The sequence below is a fragment of the Pseudomonas sp. CDFA 610 genome (assembly GCF_021147865.1).
GTDB classification, from domain to species: Bacteria; Pseudomonadota; Gammaproteobacteria; order Pseudomonadales; family Pseudomonadaceae; genus Aquipseudomonas; species Aquipseudomonas alliivorans.
On the sequence record NZ_JAGTPM010000002.1, the window covers coordinates 1 to 20,372 of the forward strand.

Below are 20,372 nucleotides of genomic sequence, written 5' to 3' on the forward strand. Positions count from 1 at the left end.
GGGGGGGGGGGGGTTTTTTTTTTACCCCCCCCCCCCACCCCCCCCCCCCCCCCCCCCCCCCCCCCCCCCCCCCCCTCCCACGGGTATGCATTCAGTCAGACGCTTTCGTTATGACCCTTTGCGCGTCTCCCGGGCCTATGTACAGGGAGAGCGGTCCGCATCGGTAAGCATCCTGCTCGACGCGAACGCAACCGTAGCTCCCCCCACAGCCCTCCCCCTCAAATCCCGCTGAACCAGTTGTACCCCTGATCCTCCCAATACCCGCCCGGATTCTCATTGCTGACGAATATCTCGACGATGTGCTTGGGGTTCTTGAAGCCCAGCTTGGTCGGAACACGCACGCGCAGCGGGTAGCCGTAATCGGGTGACAGCGCGACGTCACCGAAGTCCAGTGCCAGCAACGTCTGCGGATGCAGCGCGGTGGGCATGTCCAGGCTCGAGTAATAACGGTCGGCACACTTGAAGCCGACAAACCGCGCCGTGGTATCTGCGCCAATGTATTCCAGAAAGGTCTTCAGCGGCACGCCGCCCCACTGCCCTATCGCGCTCCAGCCTTCAATGCAGATCAACCGGGTGATGTCAGTGCGCTGCGGCAATTTACGCAAGGCTTCGATCGTCCAGGGCTGCTTGTCGCGCACCAGCCCGGACACCGCCAGGCGGTAATCGGCCAGATCAAGCTCGGGCACGTTGTATTCGGGGTAGAACGCATTGAACGGGAACGGGTTGGTCAACTGTGCCTTGCTGTAGGTCGGCGCCAGTTTCTGGCCATTGAACAGCCAGGCCTGAACCCGGTCGTTCCAGCGCGACATGGCCCACAGCGCCTTGTCGACCTGATCGCCATCCTGCAGGTTGCAGCCGGTCAGCATCGACATGGCACCCACGGTCAGACCGGTACGCAAAAAGGAACGGCGCTGGATGTCGATCAATTGCGTCTGTTGCGCAGGCTCCAGTCGAATGCGCTGGGTGATACGTTTGCGTGGCTCATTCATGGCTTGGCAGCCCCCTCTTCGTTCGGCTGGCGGCCGCCGGTGATCATCGGCAACAGGGTTCGCGGCACCAGCAACACCAGCGCCAAATGGACGACCACAAACGCGCCGATGGCCGTCATGGCGCCGAAGTGCACCCAGCGGGCAAAGTCATAGCCGCCCAATAGGTTGGCCAGTTCCTGAAACTGCACCGGTTTCCAAAGCGCCAGACCCGACACCACCACCAGCACACCCATGGCGAGCACCAACCAATACATCAGGCGTTGCACGGCGTTGTACTGGCCTTTGATGTGAGCCAGTTTGAAACGCAAGGCGTTGACCACGTCGCGCTTCACTTCGCCGGGCCGTACCGGCAGCAGATCACGCTTGAAGTGCCGACTGAACAGGCCGTACAGCACGTAGATCAGGCCGTTGACGACCAGCAGCCACATCACCGCGAAATGCCAGGCAATGGAACCACCCAGCCAGTCGCCAAGAGTCAGGGACTTGGGAAAGGTGAACGGCATCAGGGGTGCCGCGTTGTAGATGGCCCAGCCGCTCATGAACATGCAGACCATGCCAACGGCGTTGATCCAGTGCGTGAGACGCACCGGCCAGGGATGGATCGGGCGGGTTTTCATTGTATTGTTCCTCGGCATGAGGCGATGCAGAACGACAAGGCAGACAGGCGACCCAAGTCGCCTGCCGTTGCCGTCGTCAGCAGTGATTACATCGGAGGCGTGAAGCCGTCCTTGCCAACCGCGACACCGCGTGCAGACTTGCCGTCATCGGCGGGGAACAGCACAACCTTCGCACCGGCTTTCAACTCGCTGCGCTGGCCCGGTTCAACGTAGGCGATCGGCACGTCTTCCGGCACCACTAACTGCTTCTCGCCGCCCTTGTACTGAACGGTCAGTGTGCGGCCGTTGGCCTTGGACAGCGTGCCGACGGTGCCATTGGTCATGGTGCCGGTGCTGCCGTCGGCATTTTCCCAACCATAGTGACCTTCGCCGCTGCCCTTCAGGCTGGCTTCGAACACCGTGACTTCAAGCGCTTTCAGCGTTCCGTCGGCCTGTGGAATGGCGGCCGAGCCGACAAAGCTGTCAGCCTTGATGGTTTCCAGATCGGCCTTGGACACCAGGCGGATACCGGTTTTGTCGGTCAGCTGGATGCTCTGGTGCTGACCGGCGCGAGTGGTGAAATTCAGCGTATCGGCCTGGAGGCTGTCGACGGTGCCGCGCATCGGCTTGACCACCGGCATGTCGGCGGCCTGAGTCATGACAGCGGCGCTGAGCAGAAGCAGGCCGAACGTTGTGGACAGTGCAGTCTTCATCGGTAATTCCTTGGCAGAGGGGTCTGGACGCATCTTTACACCGCTACCGGCACCGCAGAATGACCGGGCAATGACATTTTTGTCATTCGCCGGACACCTTCCCGGCAACTGGTTAGACTTCGGCATCGGCGTGCTGAGGGCGCCTGCAGAGCGTAGCGGACATCACGATGCATATCCTTCTGATCGAAGACGACACCAAGACCGGGGAGTACCTGAAGAAGGGCCTGGGCGAATCCGGCTATAAAGTCGACTGGACTCAGCACGGTGCCGACGGCCTGCACCTGGCGCTGGAAAACCGCTACGACCTGATCGTGCTCGACGTGATGCTGCCCGGCATCGACGGCTGGCAAATCATCGAAGTACTGCGCGCCCGACAGGACGTACCGGTGCTGTTTCTGACCGCCCGCGATCAATTGCAGGACCGCATTCGCGGGCTGGAACTGGGGGCCGACGACTACCTGGTCAAGCCGTTCTCGTTCACCGAACTGCTGCTGCGCATCCGCACCATCCTGCGCCGTGGCGTGGTGCGCGAAGCCGATCATTTTCATCTGGCCGACCTTGAACTGGACCTGCTGCGTCGCCGGGTCACGCGTCAGCAACAGGTGATCGTGCTGACCAACAAGGAGTTCGCCCTGCTGCATCTGTTCCTGCGTCGCGAAGGCGATGTGCTGTCGCGCACCCAGATTGCCTCGGAGGTCTGGGACATGAATTTCGACAGCGACACCAACGTCGTGGATGTCGCCATCAAGCGCCTGCGCAGCAAGATTGACCTGCCCTACCCGGTCAAGCTCATCCACACCGTGCGCGGCATCGGTTATGTGTGCGAGGTGCGGCCATGCAGCGCAGACGCCAACCTTCCCTGACCCTGCGCTCGACCCTGGCATTTGCGCTGGTGGCGATGCTCACGGTCGGCGGTGCCGGACTTTACCTGTATCGATCAATCGAACAGACCGTGATGCAGCGCTCCGACCACGCCGTGCTGGCGCGTCTGGATCACTTTCGCAAACTGCTGCGCTACGACCTGACCATGGACAACCTCAAGGGCAGCCCGCAACTGTTCGAGAACATGCTCGACAGCGAGGAAGACATCTTCATCATTGGCGAACCGGGCAAGCCGCCGGTGATCTCGGTCAACCCGCAACGTGCGCCATTGCCGGAGCTGCCGACCGTGGCTCAGGATCAGCCGTTGCGTGTCGAAGACTTGCGAAGCGGCATGAGCCTGCAAGGCGTGCCCTTGCGTGCGGCGGCTGTGCAAGTGATGTCCAATGGCGTTGAAGTGCGTTTGCAGGCCGCACACCTGATGGTCAAGGAAATGGCCATGCTCGCGACGTTCCGCGAGCGTATCTACGCGGCCGTGGCGCTGGCCTTTCTGGTCACCGCCCTGCTCGGCTATATGCTGCTTCGGCGCGGTCTGCGGCCACTGCGCAGAATGGCCGCGCATGCCGCTGCCATCACCCCCGCCCGCCTGCACAGCCGACTGGACAGCCAGGACACCCCCGTCGAACTGCAACAACTGAGCGATGCGTTCAATGCCATGCTCGACCGGCTGGATGACGGCTATCGTCGCCTGACCCAGTTTTCCGCCGATCTGGCACACGAGATCCGCACGCCGGTGGGATCGTTGATGGGCCATTGCCAGGTCGCGTTGCGCCAGAACCGCAGTGCCGACGAGTATCAGGCGTTGCTGGCCTCCAACCTGGAGGAGCTGGAACGGATCTCACGGCTGGTGGAAAGCATCCTGTTTCTGGCCCGGGCCGACGAAGCCCAGTCTGCGCTGGAGCGCAAACCGCTGGACCTGAACGTTGAGCTGCACCGAGTGGCGGGCTATTTCGAAGGGCTGGCCGAAGAACGCAACATGATCCTGACACCCAGTGGTCAGGGCACTGTGCAGGCCGACCCCATTCTGCTGCGCCGCGCGTTGAGCAATCTGGTCGCCAATGCCATCCGCTATGCAGACGAGAACAGCGAGGTCCTGATGCGCGTTGCTGCGCTCGAAGGACACTGGAAAATCGACGTGGAAAATCAGGGGCCGGACCTGCCGCACGCCAGCCTGACGCGCCTGTTCGACCGTTTCTATCGCGGTGATGCCTCACGCCATCAACGCTCGGACTCCAACGGTCTGGGACTGGCCATCGTGGCCGCAATCATGCACCTGCACGGCGGTCGGGTCGAGGTTGCGCAACCCGCCGCCGGGCGTATCTGTTTCAGCCTGATATTTCCGGCGACGTGACGGGACCTGCCGGCCGGATCATTTCTTCTCGTGGGCAATGGCCAGCTTGTAGAACGTCGCCGAACCGCCCTCAGTGGTGTAACCGGTGTTGTCCTGGGTGTAGACCCCGGCCTTGAAGTAGAACAGCTTGGTGCTCCACGCTGAATCGAGCTTGGCCACCCAGACAGCATCGAAGGCGTTGACCGTCAGATCTCCCGACGGCGACAGGTTGATCGCGTAGTTGAACCGATGATTGAGCGGCACGCCCTGGGCAATCGTGATGACTTCGATTTCCGAGTCCGGGGTACGGCGAAACTTGGCGACGATGTTGCCGGTCTGCAATTTCTCCTTGTACTGGTACTCCACTTTCAGCAGCGGCTCGGTGCTCTGGTAGCAATGGATCTGGCCGATCACGATCTTGCCGCTGGACGGCACCTGGTCGACTTCCAGCGTGGCACGCAGAAAATTGTCGGCGCTGGAGTAGTTCCAGTTGAACGCCCTGCCATCAGACGTCGTTTCGCGTAGCTCGGAACGGGGGTACTTGGCGTTCTCTGTTGTAGAACCCGTCACAGGCGCCCAGAAGAACAGTGTATCGCCGGAGCGAAAATAACCGTCCTGATAACCCTTCATCAGTTTCGGGGTTTCGATGATGGTCGCGGGCGTCCCGACGGGGACGGACAGATTCCAGGTGGCAAGATCGATCATGGCGTTGCTCGCAAGGTGCGCGTCGCGCATCAGCAGAAGGGCTCTGGAACGGGCGCTCTGGCCCATTCGGTTCAACCAGACTATCGGCTGAATCGTTTATTTTTTAAACAGTATCGACAAAGCATTGGCGCCAATAAAACGTCAATTTATGGCTGAAGCCACTATTTTGATGTCAATTTTGAGAAGAGAGCCATTTGCCATCTTTGACCTGAACGCATCGGTCTGAGCGGACCTTGTCATTTCGGCAAGGCGTCATTTTTTTGAAGGAAGACCTTGAAAATCGATCATTGATCGGGTTATTTACCGACGAACGGTAGGCATTATTTTTATAGAAGAGGAACTTTTTCCGGATTTGGCTTACTACGCACGACCGTTTATCGCTGTATTGCGACCGACATCGCATCCCAGAGGCCCTGGCAATCTGAAAGGCACCGCTGAGCGATTCGAGGTTGACTGAAACAACTTGTTACGGGATATTAGTTAGCAAGCTACTAATATCCTCGCTAACAATATCGCTCCTAACTAAATTTCAGGTTGTTTTCCATGTCTGTCGATGCGCTTCACAGGGCGATCAGCAGCGGTTTGGTTGCGGCATCACGCCACTGGCGACGCAACTGCCAGACCACGCTGATCACCTACGGTATTTCCGAAGCCTGCGCGGGGCCCTTGCTGGCCATTGCGCGGTTGGGAGACGGCGTGCATCAGGTCAAAGTGGCGCATGCCGCAGGAATGGAAAGCCCGACCCTGGTCCGCCTGCTGGACCAGTTGTGCAAGGCTGGTATCGTCTGCCGCACCGAAGACCCCAACGACCGTCGTGCCAAAGCCTTGAGCCTGACCGACAAGGGCCGCGAGTTGGCCGGCTCGATTGAAACCGAGCTGACGCGCTTGCGTGCCGACGTTCTGAAGAACCTCGCCCCTGAAGACCTTGACGCTGCACTACGGGTGTTCCAGGCGTTTTCCGAAGCCGGACACGCTGATAACGGGGCTCAGGCATGAAGGGCTTCTTCTCCAGTGTGCCGCCGGCACGCGACTGGTTCTATGGCGTGCGCACCTTCGGCGCCTCGATGCTGGCCCTCTATATTGCGTTACTGATGGAAATGCCGCGCCCTTACTGGGCCATGGCCACCGTCTACATCGTGTCCAGCCCATTCGTGGGCCCGACCAGCTCCAAGGCGCTGTATCGCGCTGCCGGTACGCTGGCAGGCGCTGCGGCGTCGGTGCTGCTGGTGCCTATGTTCGTCCAGACGCCGTTCCTGCTGGCGGTGGTGGTCGGATTATGGACCGGCACGCTGCTGTTTCTGTCCCTGCACCTGCGCACGGCCAACAGCTACGCGCTGATGCTGGCGGGTTACACCCTGCCATTGATCTCGCTACCCGTGGTGGACAACCCGCAGGCGGTGTTCGAGATCGCGGTGTCGCGGACCGAAGAGATCTTTCTGGGCATCATCTGTGCCGCCGTGGTCGGTGCGATGTTCTGGCCCAGACGCCTGGCCCCGGTGTTTCAGGCGACCACGGAAAAGTGGTTCAGCGATGCTGCGAGCTACAGCGAACACTTCCTCAGCCGCACCTGCCAGCCTGAAGAGATCGGCACACTGCGCAACTCGATGGTCGGCAGCTTCAACTCGCTGGAAATGATGATTGGCCAGTTGAGCCACGAAGGCGCCCGCAGACAGACCGTGCGCAATGCCCACGAACTGCGCGGCCGTATGATTCATCTGCTGCCGGTCATCGACGCCCTCGACGACGCGCTGTGGGCGCTGGAACGGCGCACGCCGGAACTGCTCGCCAGCCTGTCGCCCCTGCTGCTGCAAACCCGCGACTGGCTGGCCAACACCGCCAACGGTCCACAACTGGAACAATGGCAGCAATTGCATCGATCCATGGAGCATCTGCAGCCGAACTCCGCCCAACTGGACGACCGCGATCAACTGCTGCTGTCCAACGTGCTATTCCGGCTGGGCGAATGGATCGACCTGTGGCAGGACTGCCGCTCCTTGCAATATGCGATCAAGACCGACGATCAATCGCAATGGCGCGCGGTGTACCGCCACTGGCGTCTGGGTCGGCTGACACCTTTTCTCGACCGTGGCCTGATGCTGTATTCCGTGGCCTCGACCGTACTGGCGATCATCGTCGCTTCAGTACTATGGATTCTGCTGGGGTGGAAGGATGGCGCAAGTGCCGTGGCGCTGGCCGCCGTGTCGTGCAGCTTCTTCGCCGCCATGGACGACCCTGCGCCGCAGATCTATCGGTTCTTTTTCTGGACCATGCTGTCGGTGGTATTCGCCAGCCTGTACCTGTTCGTGGTGCTGCCCAACCTGCATGACTTTCCGATGCTGGTGCTGGCGTTTTCGGTGCCCTTCATCTGCGTAGGTACGCTGACCGTACAGCCGCGCTTCTTTCTGGGGACGCTGCTGACCATCGTCAACACCTCGTCTTTCATCAGCATCCAGAGTGCCTACGATGCGGACTTTCTGAATTTCCTCAACGCCAATCTGGCCGGGCCTGCAGGTCTGCTGTTTGCCTTTATCTGGACCCTGGTGTTCCGTCCGTTCGGTGTGGACCTGGCAGTCAAGCGCCTGACCCGCTTCAGCTGGCGCGACATCGCCAGCCTCAGCGAAGACTCGACCCTGGCCGAACACCGGCGCATGGGCGTGCAGATGCTTGACCGTCTGATGCAGCAACTGCCGCGCCTGACGCTGACCGCGCAGGACACCGGCATCGCTCTGCGTGAACTGCGCGTCGCGTTGAATATGCTCGACCTGCTCGCCTACACCCGCCGCGCGACGCCACAGGCTCAGGTGTTATTGCGCCAGGTGATCGATGAAGTCAGCGGCTATTTCCGGCACTGCACCAGGGCTGGCGAGCGCCTGCCTGCACCACGGGGCCTGTTGATACTCATGGACCGCGCACGTCGCTCGCTGACCGATCAGGACATGAGCAACGACCCGGCCCGCGTCCACCTGCTACACGCGCTCAGCGGCCTGCGCCTGTCTCTGCTGCCGGGTGTGGAAATCGTTACCGTGGCCGACGAACTGACCGAGCAACTGCCGCACAACATCGATGGAGCGCCCTTATGATCGGCGATCTGGACGTCAGCGGGATCTTCGTCCCCACCTTTCTGGCCATGATGGGCATCGCCTATCTCATATTTCTCGGCGTGCATGCTGTGCTGTCGCGCGCCCACTTCTACCGCCTGGTCTGGCACCGGGCTTTGTTCAACGTAGGTCTATACGCTTTGTTGCTCGGCGCCGTGGATACTCTCAGTCGATACCTGATGACATGAAAAAACCGATACTGACTCTGGGCCGCGTGGTCCTGACCCTGCTGGTGGTGACGCTGGCCGCCGTCGTCGTCTGGCGCATGGTGATGTACTACATGTATGCACCCTGGACCCGCGACGGCCACATTCGCGCTGACATCGTACAGATCGCTCCGGACGTGTCCGGGCTGATCCAGAAGGTCGAGGTCACCGACAACCAGCCGGTGCAAAAAGGCCAAGTGTTGTTCACCATCGATCAGGATCGCTTCCGACTGGCCTTGCGCCAGGCCCAGGCCACCGTCGCCGAACGCCAGGAAACCTGGGAACAGGCGCGCCGCGAGAACAAGCGTAACCGAGGGCTCGGCAATCTCGTGGCACGCGAGCAACTGGAAGAAAGCCAGTCACGCGAAGCGCGTGCATTGTCGGCACTGGGCGAGGCCCGTGTGGCGGTGGACGCCGCGCAACTGAACCTGGACCGCTCGGTGATCAGGAGCCCGGTCGCCGGCTATCTCAACGACCGTGCCCCGCGCGAGCATGAGTTCGTCAGCGCCGGACGCCCGGTGTTGTCCGTAGTGGACACCGCCTCGTTCCACATCGACGGCTACTTCGAAGAAACCAAGCTCGATGGCATTCATGTCGGCCAGGGCGTGGACATTCGGGTCATTGGAGACAACGCGCGGCTGACCGGTCACGTGGTCAGCATTGTCGCCGGCATCGAAGACCGCGACCGTACCAGCGGCTCGAACCTGCTGCCCAACGTCAACCCGGCCTTCAGTTGGGTGCGGCTGGCCCAGCGCATTCCGGTGCGTATTGCCTTTGACGATGTGCCGAAGGATTTCCGCATGATCGCCGGGCGGACTGCGACGGTGTCGATCATCGAAGACACTGGGGAGGCCACACGATGAAACGGGCTCCTCGCCTGATGGTGCTGGGTTTCAGCGCCCTGTTGTCGGCCTGCCAGATGGTCGGGCCAGACTATGAATTGCCCAAGGATGGCGCGATCAATCGCCCGGATTTGCAGGGCGAACTGGCGGGCCAGTCGGTGAACACCGTGTCGGCGCCGGTGCCCGCGCACTGGTGGCGGCTGTATCGGGACCCGAAACTGGATGAGTTGGTGCGCCAGGCTATGGCATCGAACACTGACCTGCGCATCGCCGCCGCCAACCTGCAACGGTCACGCTATCAGGGTGCCGAAGCCGATGCCGCAGGTGGTTTCACCCACAGTGCCAAAGTCGGCGCGCAGCGCTTGCAGGAGTCGGGCGAAGCCTTTCTGCTGCCCGATAAAGTGCCCGTGGCCAATGTCGGCGATATCGGCCTGACTACCTCCTATCAGTTCGACCTGTTCGGCACCCTGCAGCGTGGCATCGAAGCCGCGCAGGCCAACATCGACGCGAGTCAGGCGGCGGCAGATACGGCCCGAATCACCGTGGTTGCCGACGTGGTACGCGCCTACACGCAAGTGTGCGCCGCCAATGAAGAGCACGACATCGCCCGCGAGTCGCTGGACCTGCAACAGCAGAGCGTGAAGCTGAACCAACGCCTGCGCGATGCAGGGCGTGGCGATGAAACCCAGGTCACCCGCTCCCAGACCCAGTTCAAATCTCTGCGTGCCGAACTGCCGCGTTACGAAGCGCAGCGTCAGGCGGCACTGTTCCGGCTGTCGATGCTGCTGGCCCGGCCTGTCGAGCAATTGCCTGCAGGCATCAGCACCTGCAATGAACTGCCGCACATCGCGCAGGTGATGCCGGTAGGCGATGGCGCCGCACTGCTCAAGCGCCGCCCGGACATTCGTCAGGCCGAGCGGCATCTGGCGATGTCCACGGCGCAGATCGGCGTTGCGACCGGCGAGCTGTACCCGGACATCAGCATCGGCGCGAATATCGGCACCGTTGGCATGATCGAGAACCTGGGCAAACCGGCGGCCAATCGCTGGGGCTTCGGACCGCTGCTTAGCTGGACCATCCCGTCCAACGGCTCACGCGCCCGCATTCATCAGGCCGAAGCCTCGGCACAGGCGTCACTGGCCCGTTTCGACGGTGTGGTACTCAACGCCATCCGCGAAACCCAGACGGGTCTGGCCCAATACACCGCCCTGCTCGACCGCCGCGACGCCCTTAAAGATGCTGAACAGTCGGCAAAAGAGGCTGCGGACCAGACCCACCGCTTCTACCAGGCCGGCCGGGCCTCATTCCTTGCCGACCTGCAGGCCACCCGCACCTACACCGACGTCCGCGCTCAACTGGCCGAAGCCAACACCGAGGTCGCTATGGGCCAGATCAACCTGTTCCTGGCGCTGGGTGGCGGTTGGGAGAAGGATGAGGTAGCGGGCCAATAACCGCCCTGCGTTCGTTTGAGTCTGTGGTGCGGAGCATGGGTACGATGAGTTGACATCACAACTTGCACTCCAGCCCCCATTACTCCTAGGCTCAGCCGATCTCTGACTCGGAATGCACCATGGACACCTCTCTCAGCCGCCGCGAGCGACTGCATATCGTTATTTTCGAGGCCGACACGCCCGCAGGGCGTCGCTTCGACAAGGTCTTGCTGGTCCTCATCCTGCTCAGCCTGCTGGTCACGATCATCGACAGCATCGAGCGCATTCATCGCGACTACTCACAGGTGTTTGCCTGGGTGGAATGGGGCTTCACGCTGATTTTCGCCATCGAGTATGCCCTGCGTCTGTATTGCTCGCCCCGACCGCTCAAGTACGCCTTCAGCTTTTACGGGCTGGTCGACCTGCTGGCCATCGTGCCGGGTGTGCTGGCGATCTACTACAGCGATGCACAGTACCTGCTGATCGTGCGGATCATCCGTATGCTGCGGATCTTCAGGGTATTGAAACTCGGCACGTACCTGCGTCAGGCCAACTACCTGCTTTCAGCATTACGCGGAAGCAAGCAGAAAATCATCGTATTTCTGGTCGCCGTGTCGACGCTGGTCACGGTGTTCGGCACCTTGATGTATGTGATCGAAGGCCCGGAACATGGCTTCACCAGCATACCCAAGGGCATCTATTGGGCTATCGTCACCCTGACAACAGTGGGCTTTGGCGATATCGTGCCCAAGACGCCAGTCGGTCAGATGCTCTCTTCGCTGGTGATGATCACCGGTTACTCGATCATCGCCGTGCCCACCGGTATATTCACTGCCGAGCTGGCCAATGCCATGCGCGGCGAACAGTTGAAGCATGACTGCCCGGTGTGCGCGAAGACATTCCACGAGCATGGCGCCGCGTTTTGCTCACGGTGTGGCAATCAGCTTTTTCCCAGAGAAGTCAATCAGGCATAAGCACAGACGTTTTTGGTATTTAGGCACTGGGATGCACGACTGATAGTGTCGCGGCATTGAGCCATCAGACAACAATGACCCTCCTTTCAAGGACTTTGCAGTGAACAGACTTTTCGCCGCTTCGCTACTGGCCGCAGGCCTGGCCCTTTCCAGCGCCGCCCAGGCAGCACCGACGCTGCTCAACGTTTCCTATGACGTGATGCGCGACTTCTACAAGGACTACAACAGTGCCTTCCAGAAGCACTGGAAAGCGGAGAAAAACGAAGACGTGATCGTGCAGATGTCCTTCGGCGGGTCGAGCAAGCAGGCGCGTTCGGTCATCGACGGCCTGCCGGCTGACGTGATCACCATGAACATGGCCACCGACATCAATGCTCTGGCCGACAACGGTGAGCTGGTGCCAAAGGACTGGGTCAGCCGTCTGCCGAACAACAGCGCACCCTTCACGTCCGCCACCGTGTTCATCGTGCGCAAGGGCAACCCGAAAGCGCTGAAAGACTGGCCGGACCTGATCAAGGACGGCGTGGAAGTCATCGTGCCCAACCCCAAGACCTCGGGTAACGGTCGTTATACCTACCTGTCGGCATGGGGCTACACCCTAAAGAACGGCGGCGATGAACAAGCGGCGAAGGATTTTGTCGGCAAGCTGTTCAAGCATGTGCCGGTACTCGACACCGGAGGTCGTGGCGCGACGACCACCTTCATGACCAACCAGATCGGCGACGTGTTGGTGACCTTTGAAAACGAGGCCGAGATGATCGCCCGCGAGTTCGGCCGTGATCAGTTCGAAGTGGTCTACCCTTCCGTGTCGGCAGAAGCCGAGCCGCCGGTGAGCGTGGTGGACAAGGTCGTGGACCGCAAGAAGTCCCGCGTTCTGGCCGAGGAGTACCTGAAGTACCTGTGGTCGCCGGAAGGTCAGGAAATCGCCGCCAACAACTACCTGCGTCCGCGTGACCCGGCGATTCTGGCCAAGTACAAGGACCGCTTCCCGAAAGTGGACTTCCTGTCGGTGGAGAAAACCTTCGGTGACTGGCGCACCGTGCAAAAGACCCACTTCATCGACGGTGGCGTGTTCGACCAGGTGTATTCAGGCAAATAAGCCGCCCCGCGCAATGCAAAACGGCGACCTTCAAGGTCGCCGTTTTCATGTGCGGCATTCAGTTGCTGAACTGACGCCCCAGCCCTGCCGGCACGCCGCTGGCGTCGGTCGGCTGCCACGGGCCGTTCGGGCTGGTCGACCAGCTCCAGCCGTTATTCCACTGGTAGTAAGTACGCTGGCGATAGAACGTGTTGCTCTGGTCGTCCATCACGTACACGCCCATGCGCGCATCCCAATGGCTGTTGCCGCCCGGCGGTGGCGCGAAGCTGGCCGATGTTTTCGGGCCTGTGGACGGTGCCTTGACGGGGGGTTTGTTCGGCGCCGGCGTCGGACGCGGAGCGCCGGGCTGCTGACCACCGGGTAATGACTGAATCGGCTCCTGGCTCGTCGGGGCCGGTGGCTGAACCGCACAGGCGCTCAAGCCCAGAGCAAGACCCAACAAGGTGATACGTGCAGTGCGATACATAAGCGCTCTCTTCTTCTCTGGCTGTCTATTTATCAGGGCTGTCGATGATCAGCGCCTGCTGCGCCCCGCTGTCGCTGGCCAGTGGCTGGCTGCGACCGACCCACTCACCGCGGGTCGGTTGCCCTGCGCGGGACACGCGAGCTACCAGTTGGACTTGCGGGAAGTTCGACAGTTTCAGCTGCGGCATCATTGCGTCGGCATCGCTGAGTTCGACCTCGGCGGGCAGCTCGGCAACCGTGATGCGTTTGACCGCCAAAGGCGCCGACGGGCCATCGATAGCGCGGACGAAAATGAACACACTGTCACGTGGCTGAACCTTGTCTTTCAAGGCGGGTGCCAGATCGACCCGCACTTTTATCGAGGCAGGCCTGTTGGCAGCCAGCGCCGGTTTCGCTCCTGCGTTCAGGTTGTCTCTGGCACGGGCGATTCCACCTTCCAATGCAGAACGCGATGGATCCTGCGCAGGCAGTGCGTTTAGCAGTCGGGTCCAGTAATCGACCGCCGCCTGATAGCGCTCGGTTTCAAATGCCGCGATGCCCAGCAACCCCAGGCTGGTGACTTCTTTAGGATCCGCCTTGAGCGCTTCGTCGGTCAGGGCCTGCACCTGCGGCGTGAAATGCTTGTCGCTGGCGAAATACAGCGCCTGCGCCCATTGCCCCAGCAGTTCGGGAGGCCGACCGGCCAGTGCTGCGGCGCGTTCGAACATGCGTGCCGCATCGCCCGGACGGTTCTGAGCCATGTAGCCGCGGGCCAGAAAATACAGGCTTTCGGAAGAATCGGGCTGAGCCTGCACGGCGCGTTCCAGACGCCGGGTCATGTCGGCCAGCGACGTGGGCGGCTGAGAGAATTCGCGGCTCAGTTCGACCCTGTCACTGGCCCCAAGCTGCAGATAAGCCCCCATGCCCAGCACCGGAACCAACACCGCCGCCAGCAACAGCCAGGGCTTGCCAAGCCGTGCGGTTCGAGCCTTTTCAGCACCCTCGGTGTCGGCCAGCAGCTCCCGCGCGGCTTCGTCACGCGCGCTCTGCACCAGCGCGGCTGAAAGAACGCCCTCTTCCTGCTGGCCTTGCAACTCGCTGAGCCGTTCCTGATACAGCGCAACGTTCAGCGCCGTACGGTCCTCTTCACGCTGTGCCCGCTGCCCGCGCAGCACCGGGATCAGCAGGAAACCCAGCGCCACCAACAGCAACAGCCCGGTTGCCATCCAGAAATCGATCATTTTCGGTGTTCATCCAGCAAATGGGCGAGGCGTTGCCGTTCCTCATCGGACAGCGTATCGACTTGCCCGGCAGTCAGGTTGCGACGTCGTCTGACGATCACCGCCATCACCACCAGCCCCCCAAGCAGCAAGCCTGCCGGACCGAACCACAACAGCCAGGTTCTGGCAGTCAGCGCCGGTTTATAGCGCACGAAATCGCCGTAGCGATCGACCATGAAGTCGATAATCTGCTGATTGCTCCGGCCGTCGCCCAGCATGCGGTAGATTTCCTTGCGCAAGTCGGCGGCGATCGGCGCATTGGAATCGGCGATATCCTGATTCTGGCACTTGGGGCACCGCAGCTCTCGGGTCAGCTCGGCATAGCGGGCGCGCTCGGCATCGTCGCGAAAGGTGTAAGCGTCGATGGCTGACTGAGCGATGCCGCTGAGCGCCAGCCCGATCACCAACAGCACAGCGCTTGACAAGCGGCTCATGGTCTCGCCTCGTCCACCAGCGCCTGATACCGCCCGGCAAGTTGCTCACGCCAGACGGTATCGTCGATGACACCGACGTATTTGTGACGAATAACCCCCCTGGCATCGATCAGAAAGGTTTCCGGCGCGCCGTACACGCCCAGGTTCAAGCCCAGCGAGCCTTCGTCATCACGAATGTTGAGGCGATAGGGATCATGAAAATCCTTGAGCCACTTCAGCGCGTCGGCGTTGGTATCCTTGTAGTTGACGCCGTAGATCAGCACGCCCTGCTGCGCCAGCCGGTTAAGCACCGGGTGTTCTACGCGACAGGCGATGCACCAGGTTGCCCAGACATTGACCAGCGCGGGTTTGCCCAGCAGATCGGCGCGGGTCAGGGTGCGTTCGCTCTGCACTTCACGCAGGGAAAACTCGGGGAATGGCTTGTCGATCAGCGCCGAAGGCAACTCGGCAGGGTCCAGGTACAAGCCGCGAAACAGAACGGCTGCCACGCCGAGAAAGACCACCAGCGGCAACACCATGATCCAGCGCTTCATGCGGTGGCCTCCGACAGGCCCAGTGCGTCACGCACCCGGCCTTTGACCTTGATGCGATAACGTCGGTCGGTGGCCGCCAGCACGCCGCCCAACCCGGTCAGCACGCCGCCGAACCAGATCCAGCGTACAAAGGGCTTCACATGCACCCGCACCGCCCAGGCGCCGTCGCTCAGCGGCTCGCCCAGCGCGACATAAAGATCGCGGCTGAAACCGGCATCGATGCCCGCTTCAGTCATCACCGACTGCTGCACGGTGTACAGGCGTTTCTCCGGGTGCAATGCCGTGACCTGTTCGCCATCACGCAGAACCCGGATGGTGCCGCGGTCCGAGGTAAAATTCGGCCCTTCGTAGTGCCTGGCGCCTTCGAACACGAACACGTAGCCGCCCAGTTCGACGGACTGGCCGGGCGCCAGACGCAGGTCGCGTTCGGCGCTGTTCTGGCTCGACAGCACCACGCCCAGCGCGCACACGGCAATGCCGAGGTGCGCCAGTTGCATGCCCCAGTAACTGCGGTGCAGGCTGCGTGCGCCCTTGATCAGGCCATTGTGCCGCGTTTTATCGAGCAGATCGCGCGCGCTCGCCAGCAGCACCCAGGCCGCCAGCATGAAGGTGGCCAGAACCGCCCACTGGAAATCACCCAGCGCCAGCCCGGCGATCACCGCCAGTACCGCGCTGCCGATCAATACCGGAGCCAGCATGCCCAGCAGCCATCTGACCGGCGTGTCTTTCCAACGCACCAGTACGCCCACCGCCATCACCACCATCAACAGGCCCATCAACGGCACGAACAGCGCGTTGAAATACGGCGGACCCACCGACATCTTCGCGCCGCTCATGGCATCGACCACCAACGGATACAACGTGCCGAGCAGAATCATCGAGGCCGCGACCACCAGCACCAGGTTATTGCCCAGCAGCAGCGTCTCCCGCGACCACAGACCAAAACCGACCTGGCTCTTCACCACGGGCGCACGGATGGCGAACAAGGTCAGCGAGCCGCCCACCACCATCAACAGGAAGATCAGGATGAATACCCCACGGGCCGGGTCGGAGGCGAACGCATGCACCGAGGTCAGCACCCCGGACCGCACCAGAAAGGTCCCCAGCAGACTCAGGGAAAAGGCAGCGATGGCCAGCAACACGGTCCAGCTCTTGAACACGCCGCGCTTTTCGGTGACCGCCAGTGAATGAATCAAGGCTGTGCCCACCAGCCAGGGCATGAACGAGGCGTTTTCCACAGGGTCCCAGAACCACCAGCCGCCCCAGCCCAATTCGTAATAGGCCCACCACGAACCCAGGGTGATGCCGACGCCGAGAAAGGCCCAGGCCACCAGCGTCCAGGGCCGAGACCAGCGTGCCCAGGCGGCGTCCAGTCGCCCGCCGAGCAAGGCCGCGATGGCAAAGGCGAAGGCCACGGAAAAACCGACATAGCCCATGTACAGCATCGGCGGATGCACGATCAAGCCGATGTCCTGCAACAACGGATTCAGATCGCGGCCGTTGGCTGGCATCTGCGGCAAAAGCCGCGCAAACGGATTGGAGGTCAGGATCAGGAACGACAGAAAGCCGAGGCTGATCATGCCCATCACTGCCAGCACCCGCGCCAGCATCACCTGCGGCAATTGTCGGGAGAACACCGATACGGCAAAGGTCCAGCCGCCCAGAATCAGTGCCCAGAGCAGCAGCGAGCCTTCGTGCGCGCCCCACACGGCACTGAACTTGTAGAACCAGGGCAGCGCCGTGTTGGAGTTCTGCGCGACGTAAGCGACCGAGAAGTCGTCGATCATGAAGGCGTAGGTCAGGCAACCGAAGGCAAAGATCAAAAAGCTGAACTGGCCCCACGCCGCGGGACGCGCCATGCTCATCCAGAGCGGATCGCCGCGCCATGCGCCGATCAGAGGAATGACGGCCTGCACGAGGGCAAAGCCCAGCGCGAGAATCATGGCCAGATGGCCGAGTTCGGGAATCATCGATCAACCCTGTTTCGATAGGGTGGAAGGCGCAGCAGGTGCGGCCTGGCCGCTGTCGCGCAACGCCTTGCTCACTTCCGGCGGCATGTACTTCTCGTCGTGCTTGGCCAGCACTTCGTCGGCCACCACCTCGCCTTGTGCGTTCAACCGGCCCAACGCGACGATGCCCTGCCCTTCGCGGAACAGGTCCGGCAAGATGCCACGGTAGGTGATGGTCACCGACTTGTTGAAATCGGTCACCACAAAGCGCACGTCCAGCGAGTCTGCCGAACGTTGCAACGAGCCCTTTTCGACCATGCCCCCCGCCCGGATGCGCGTGTCGACGGGCGCTTCGCCATTGGCAATCTGGCTCGGTGTGTAGAACAGATTGATGTTTTCCTGCAGCGCACCGAGGGCCAGCGTCAGGGCCAGACCGATGCCCGCCATGATGGCCAGAATGATCAACAGGCGCTTTCTGCGCAGCGGTTTCACGTGCGTTTCTCCCGACGCACACGACGCGCCTCTTGTTGCAGATGACGGCGACGCGCCGCCACCGGCAGCGCCACATTAACCAGCAGCACCAGCAGACAGAAGCCATACGCCGACCAGACGAACAGGCCATGGCGGCCCATGGCCAGAAAATCGCCGAACGAATCAAAACTCACGACACGCGCTCCGATTGACCGAGGCTGCGCAGGATCTCGGCCTGCACCCACTGGGTACGCGATTCGCGCCGCAACACCTCAAGGCGCATGCGCATCAGCAGCACGGCACCAAAGAAGCAATAAAACCCCAGCGTGGTGAACAACAAGGGCAGCCACATCTGCGCAGGCATGGCCGGTTTTTCCGTGAGGCTGAACGTCGCGCCCTGATGCAGCGTGTTCCACCATTCGACTGAATATTTGATGATCGGGATGTTCACCACCCCGACAATCGCCAGTACCGCACAGGCCTTGGCCGCGCTGTCACGATTGTTGATGGCATTGCCCAGCGCGATTAGACCGAAGTACAGAAACAGCAGAATCAGCATCGAGGTCAGGCGCGCATCCCATACCCACCAAGCGCCCCAGGTTGGCTTGCCCCAGATCGCACCGGTCGCCAGCGCCAGCGCGGTCATCCATGCGCCAACGGGCGCGGCCGATTGCAGGGCAACGTCCGCCAGTTTGATCTTCCACACCAGCCCGATCACGCCACAGATCGCCAGCATCACGTAGCAGGACTGCGCCAGCATCGCGGCGGGCACGTGGATATAAATGATGCGAAAGCTGTTGCCCTGCTGATAATCCGGCGGCGCGAACGCCAGCCCCCAGACCACACCGATGCCAATCAGCAACAACGCCGCGATGCTCAACCACGGCAGCAGACGTGTGCTGAGGCCGTAGAAGACTTTCGGCGAGCCAAGCCGGTGCAACCAGGCCCAACCGATGCTGCTCTTTTTAAGGGAATCGCTTTTCATCACGGTGCATCCAGGGTCTTACCGGGCGCCTGACAGGCAGGCCCCGGAACCTCAATTATTCGCCGACACTGATCTTCAGGCCAGCGGCTATCGCAAAAGGTGTCAGGGTAACCGCAAGTGCGGTCAGGCTGCCCAGCCACAGCAGATGACCGGTTGCGGGCATGCCTTGCAAGGCAGCCTGCAACGCGCCGCTGCCCAGAATCAGCACCGGGATGTACAGCGGCAGAATCAGCAGCGCCAGCAACAGTCCGCCACGTTTGAGCCCGACGGTGAGCGCGGCACCCACGGCACCCAGCAGGCTCAACACCGGAGTGCCCAGCAGCAGCGACAGCATCAGCACCGGCACGCAGCGTCCCGGCAAACCCAGCATCAAGGCCAGTAGAGGCGCGACCAGCACCAGCGCCAGCCCGGAAAAGATCCAGTGTGCCAGCACCTTGACCAGAACCAGAAGGGCCAGAGGGTGCGGCGAAAGGACCCACTGCTCCAGCGATCCGTCCTCGAAATCACTGCGAAACAGCCCATCCAGCGAGAGCAGGACGGCCAACAGCGCCGCCACCCAGACCAGTCCCGGTGACAAGGTTTGCAACAATTGCGTCTCCGGCCCGACAGCCAGCGGAAATAACGCAATCACGATGGCGAAGAACACCAGCGGATTGGCCAGCGCTGCCGGACGCCGCGCCAGGAGTCGTGCCTCGCGCTGCAGCAACAGGATGAAGACACTGCTCATACCGGCCCGCTTCCCGGACTCAGTTGTCGATAACCGGCAGGCTTGAGGTCCAGAACATGATGAGTGGTCAGCACCACCGCGCCACCCCGCTCGCAGTGTTCAGCCAGACAGGCTTCCAACTGGCTGATGCCCTGCTGGTCCAGCGCAGTGAACGGTTCGTCGAGTATCCAGATCGGCGGACCCGGCAGGTAAAGGCGAGCCAGCGCAACACGACGTTGCTGTCCGGCCGACAAGGTATGGCAAGGCACGTCTTCGAAACCGCTCAACCCGACGGTTTTCAACGCCTGATCGAAATCGGCAGGCTCGCCGCCCCCCTGCAGCGCATACAGCCAGGACAGATTTTCCAGTGGCGTCAGCAACTCCTTGAGCCCCGGCGCATGGCCGATCCACAACAGGAGACCGGCCAGCTCCGGGCGCTGACGATCAAGCGCAACGCCGTTGAGCATGACCTGCCCCTCTGTCGGCTGCATCAGCCCGCACAGCAACCGTAACAGGCTGGTCTTGCCGCTGCCATTGGGACCGCAGACCTGCAGCATGTCGCCAGCCTGCATCGCCAGATCGAGGTTCTCGAACAGCAGCCGTCCGTCGCGCTCGCAGGTCAGCGCAGTGGCATGCAGAAGAGGAGTCACAGCAGTCATCGAGCGCTTCCAGTATCGCGTTGTCTCGAAATGCGCCGAAAACAGCACAA

General features: G+C 61.6%; 23 protein-coding genes. 9 read left to right on the plus strand and 14 right to left on the minus strand.

Translation table 11 applies throughout. The annotated features are described in order from the left end of the window. Nucleotides 1-218: 218 nt before the first annotated feature. The 3 genes from KDX39_RS03145 to KDX39_RS03155 form a co-directional block, all read right to left on the minus strand. Nucleotides 219-989 (minus strand): molybdopterin-dependent oxidoreductase, encoded by a 771-nt coding sequence (locus tag KDX39_RS03145; RefSeq protein ID WP_231659360.1) that lies wholly within the window; start codon nucleotides 987-989, stop codon nucleotides 219-221. Then, nucleotides 986-1,606 (minus strand): cytochrome b/b6 domain-containing protein, encoded by a 621-nt coding sequence (locus KDX39_RS03150; protein ID WP_231659361.1) that lies wholly within the window; start codon nucleotides 1,604-1,606, stop codon nucleotides 986-988. The genes KDX39_RS03145 and KDX39_RS03150 overlap by 4 nt, the downstream gene beginning before the upstream one ends. 86 nt (nucleotides 1,607-1,692) lie before the next feature. Beyond that, nucleotides 1,693-2,298, minus strand: a complete 606-nt coding sequence (locus tag KDX39_RS03155) for a hypothetical protein (protein WP_088235590.1) — start codon at nucleotides 2,296-2,298, stop codon at nucleotides 1,693-1,695. A gap of 167 nt (nucleotides 2,299-2,465) precedes the next feature. On the opposite strand from KDX39_RS03155, the gene KDX39_RS03160 reads away from it, so the two are divergent. Further along, a complete protein-coding gene (locus KDX39_RS03160) occupies nucleotides 2,466-3,161 on the plus strand; it encodes a heavy metal response regulator transcription factor (protein ID WP_004883845.1) in 696 nt (231 codons plus the stop codon). Beyond that, entirely contained in the window at nucleotides 3,134-4,528 is a 1,395-nt protein-coding gene (locus tag KDX39_RS03165; RefSeq protein WP_231659362.1) for a heavy metal sensor histidine kinase, read from the plus strand. The genes KDX39_RS03160 and KDX39_RS03165 overlap by 28 nt, the downstream gene beginning before the upstream one ends. Before the next feature lie 18 nt (nucleotides 4,529-4,546). On the opposite strand, the gene KDX39_RS03170 is transcribed toward KDX39_RS03165, so the two are convergent. Beyond that, on the minus strand, nucleotides 4,547-5,212 hold the full coding sequence (locus tag KDX39_RS03170; protein WP_099228527.1) for a polysaccharide lyase family 7 protein: 666 nt from the start codon (nucleotides 5,210-5,212) through the stop codon (nucleotides 4,547-4,549). 543 nt (nucleotides 5,213-5,755) lie between these two features. On the opposite strand from KDX39_RS03170, the gene KDX39_RS03175 reads away from it, so the two are divergent. The 7 genes from KDX39_RS03175 to KDX39_RS03205 all read left to right on the plus strand — a co-directional run bounded on the left by KDX39_RS03175 (nucleotide 5,756) and on the right by KDX39_RS03205 (nucleotide 12,861). Further along, complete coding sequence (locus KDX39_RS03175) at nucleotides 5,756-6,208, plus strand: MarR family winged helix-turn-helix transcriptional regulator (RefSeq protein ID WP_231659363.1); 453 nt, start codon at nucleotides 5,756-5,758, stop codon at nucleotides 6,206-6,208. Beyond that, nucleotides 6,205-8,292 carry an FUSC family protein gene (locus tag KDX39_RS03180; protein ID WP_231659364.1) on the plus strand — a complete coding sequence of 696 codons (2,088 nt, stop codon included), beginning with the start codon at nucleotides 6,205-6,207 and terminating at the stop codon, nucleotides 8,290-8,292. Before KDX39_RS03175 ends, KDX39_RS03180 begins: the two co-directional genes overlap by 4 nt. Beyond that, nucleotides 8,289-8,498, plus strand: coding sequence for a DUF1656 domain-containing protein (locus KDX39_RS03185; protein ID WP_231659365.1), 210 nt, complete (start codon nucleotides 8,289-8,291; stop codon nucleotides 8,496-8,498). Before KDX39_RS03180 ends, KDX39_RS03185 begins: the two co-directional genes overlap by 4 nt. Then, complete coding sequence (locus tag KDX39_RS03190; protein WP_184319734.1) at nucleotides 8,495-9,379, plus strand: efflux RND transporter periplasmic adaptor subunit; 885 nt, start codon at nucleotides 8,495-8,497, stop codon at nucleotides 9,377-9,379. Before KDX39_RS03185 ends, KDX39_RS03190 begins: the two co-directional genes overlap by 4 nt. After that, nucleotides 9,376-10,809, plus strand: coding sequence for an efflux transporter outer membrane subunit (locus KDX39_RS03195; RefSeq protein ID WP_099228337.1), 1,434 nt, complete (start codon nucleotides 9,376-9,378; stop codon nucleotides 10,807-10,809). The genes KDX39_RS03190 and KDX39_RS03195 overlap by 4 nt, the downstream gene beginning before the upstream one ends. Before the next feature lie 119 nt (nucleotides 10,810-10,928). Continuing rightward, nucleotides 10,929-11,762: an ion transporter gene (locus tag KDX39_RS03200; RefSeq protein ID WP_099228336.1), complete on the plus strand. Its 834-nt coding sequence runs from the start codon at nucleotides 10,929-10,931 to the stop codon at nucleotides 11,760-11,762. A 100-nt stretch (nucleotides 11,763-11,862) separates the two neighbouring features. Continuing rightward, nucleotides 11,863-12,861: a sulfate ABC transporter substrate-binding protein gene (locus KDX39_RS03205; RefSeq protein ID WP_231659366.1), complete on the plus strand. Its 999-nt coding sequence runs from the start codon at nucleotides 11,863-11,865 to the stop codon at nucleotides 12,859-12,861. A 58-nt stretch (nucleotides 12,862-12,919) separates the two neighbouring features. On the opposite strand, the gene KDX39_RS03210 is transcribed toward KDX39_RS03205, so the two are convergent. The 10 genes from KDX39_RS03210 to ccmA are packed head-to-tail and all read right to left on the minus strand — an operon-like array spanning nucleotide 12,920 to nucleotide 20,322. Further along, a complete protein-coding gene (locus tag KDX39_RS03210) occupies nucleotides 12,920-13,327 on the minus strand; it encodes a hypothetical protein (RefSeq protein WP_231659367.1) in 408 nt (135 codons plus the stop codon). Between the two features lie 25 nt (nucleotides 13,328-13,352). Continuing rightward, a complete protein-coding gene (gene ccmI / locus KDX39_RS03215; protein WP_231659368.1) occupies nucleotides 13,353-14,546 on the minus strand; it encodes a c-type cytochrome biogenesis protein CcmI in 1,194 nt (397 codons plus the stop codon). Next, nucleotides 14,543-15,019: a cytochrome c-type biogenesis protein gene (locus tag KDX39_RS03220; protein WP_231659369.1), complete on the minus strand. Its 477-nt coding sequence runs from the start codon at nucleotides 15,017-15,019 to the stop codon at nucleotides 14,543-14,545. Before KDX39_RS03220 ends, ccmI begins: the two co-directional genes overlap by 4 nt. Continuing rightward, complete coding sequence (locus tag KDX39_RS03225; protein WP_231659370.1) at nucleotides 15,016-15,552, minus strand: DsbE family thiol:disulfide interchange protein; 537 nt, start codon at nucleotides 15,550-15,552, stop codon at nucleotides 15,016-15,018. Before KDX39_RS03225 ends, KDX39_RS03220 begins: the two co-directional genes overlap by 4 nt. Then, on the minus strand, nucleotides 15,549-17,522 hold the full coding sequence (locus KDX39_RS03230; RefSeq protein WP_231659371.1) for a heme lyase CcmF/NrfE family subunit: 1,974 nt from the start codon (nucleotides 17,520-17,522) through the stop codon (nucleotides 15,549-15,551). Before KDX39_RS03230 ends, KDX39_RS03225 begins: the two co-directional genes overlap by 4 nt. A 3-nt stretch (nucleotides 17,523-17,525) precedes the next feature. Continuing rightward, nucleotides 17,526-17,993, minus strand: coding sequence for a cytochrome c maturation protein CcmE (gene ccmE, locus KDX39_RS03235; RefSeq protein WP_231659372.1), 468 nt, complete (start codon nucleotides 17,991-17,993; stop codon nucleotides 17,526-17,528). After that, the gene (gene ccmD, locus KDX39_RS03240) at nucleotides 17,990-18,166 is read right to left on the minus strand and encodes a heme exporter protein CcmD (protein ID WP_099228328.1); all 177 of its coding nucleotides are present in this window, start codon (nucleotides 18,164-18,166) and stop codon (nucleotides 17,990-17,992) included. Before ccmD ends, ccmE begins: the two co-directional genes overlap by 4 nt. After that, entirely contained in the window at nucleotides 18,163-18,957 is a 795-nt protein-coding gene (locus tag KDX39_RS03245) for a heme ABC transporter permease (RefSeq protein WP_184319717.1), read from the minus strand. The genes ccmD and KDX39_RS03245 overlap by 4 nt, the downstream gene beginning before the upstream one ends. A 55-nt stretch (nucleotides 18,958-19,012) precedes the next feature. Then, the gene (gene ccmB / locus KDX39_RS03250; RefSeq protein WP_231659373.1) at nucleotides 19,013-19,684 is read right to left on the minus strand and encodes a heme exporter protein CcmB; all 672 of its coding nucleotides are present in this window, start codon (nucleotides 19,682-19,684) and stop codon (nucleotides 19,013-19,015) included. Next, nucleotides 19,681-20,322 carry a cytochrome c biogenesis heme-transporting ATPase CcmA gene (ccmA, locus tag KDX39_RS03255; RefSeq protein WP_231659374.1) on the minus strand — a complete coding sequence of 214 codons (642 nt, stop codon included), beginning with the start codon at nucleotides 20,320-20,322 and terminating at the stop codon, nucleotides 19,681-19,683. The genes ccmB and ccmA overlap by 4 nt, the downstream gene beginning before the upstream one ends. Nucleotides 20,323-20,372: the final 50 nt, after the last annotated feature.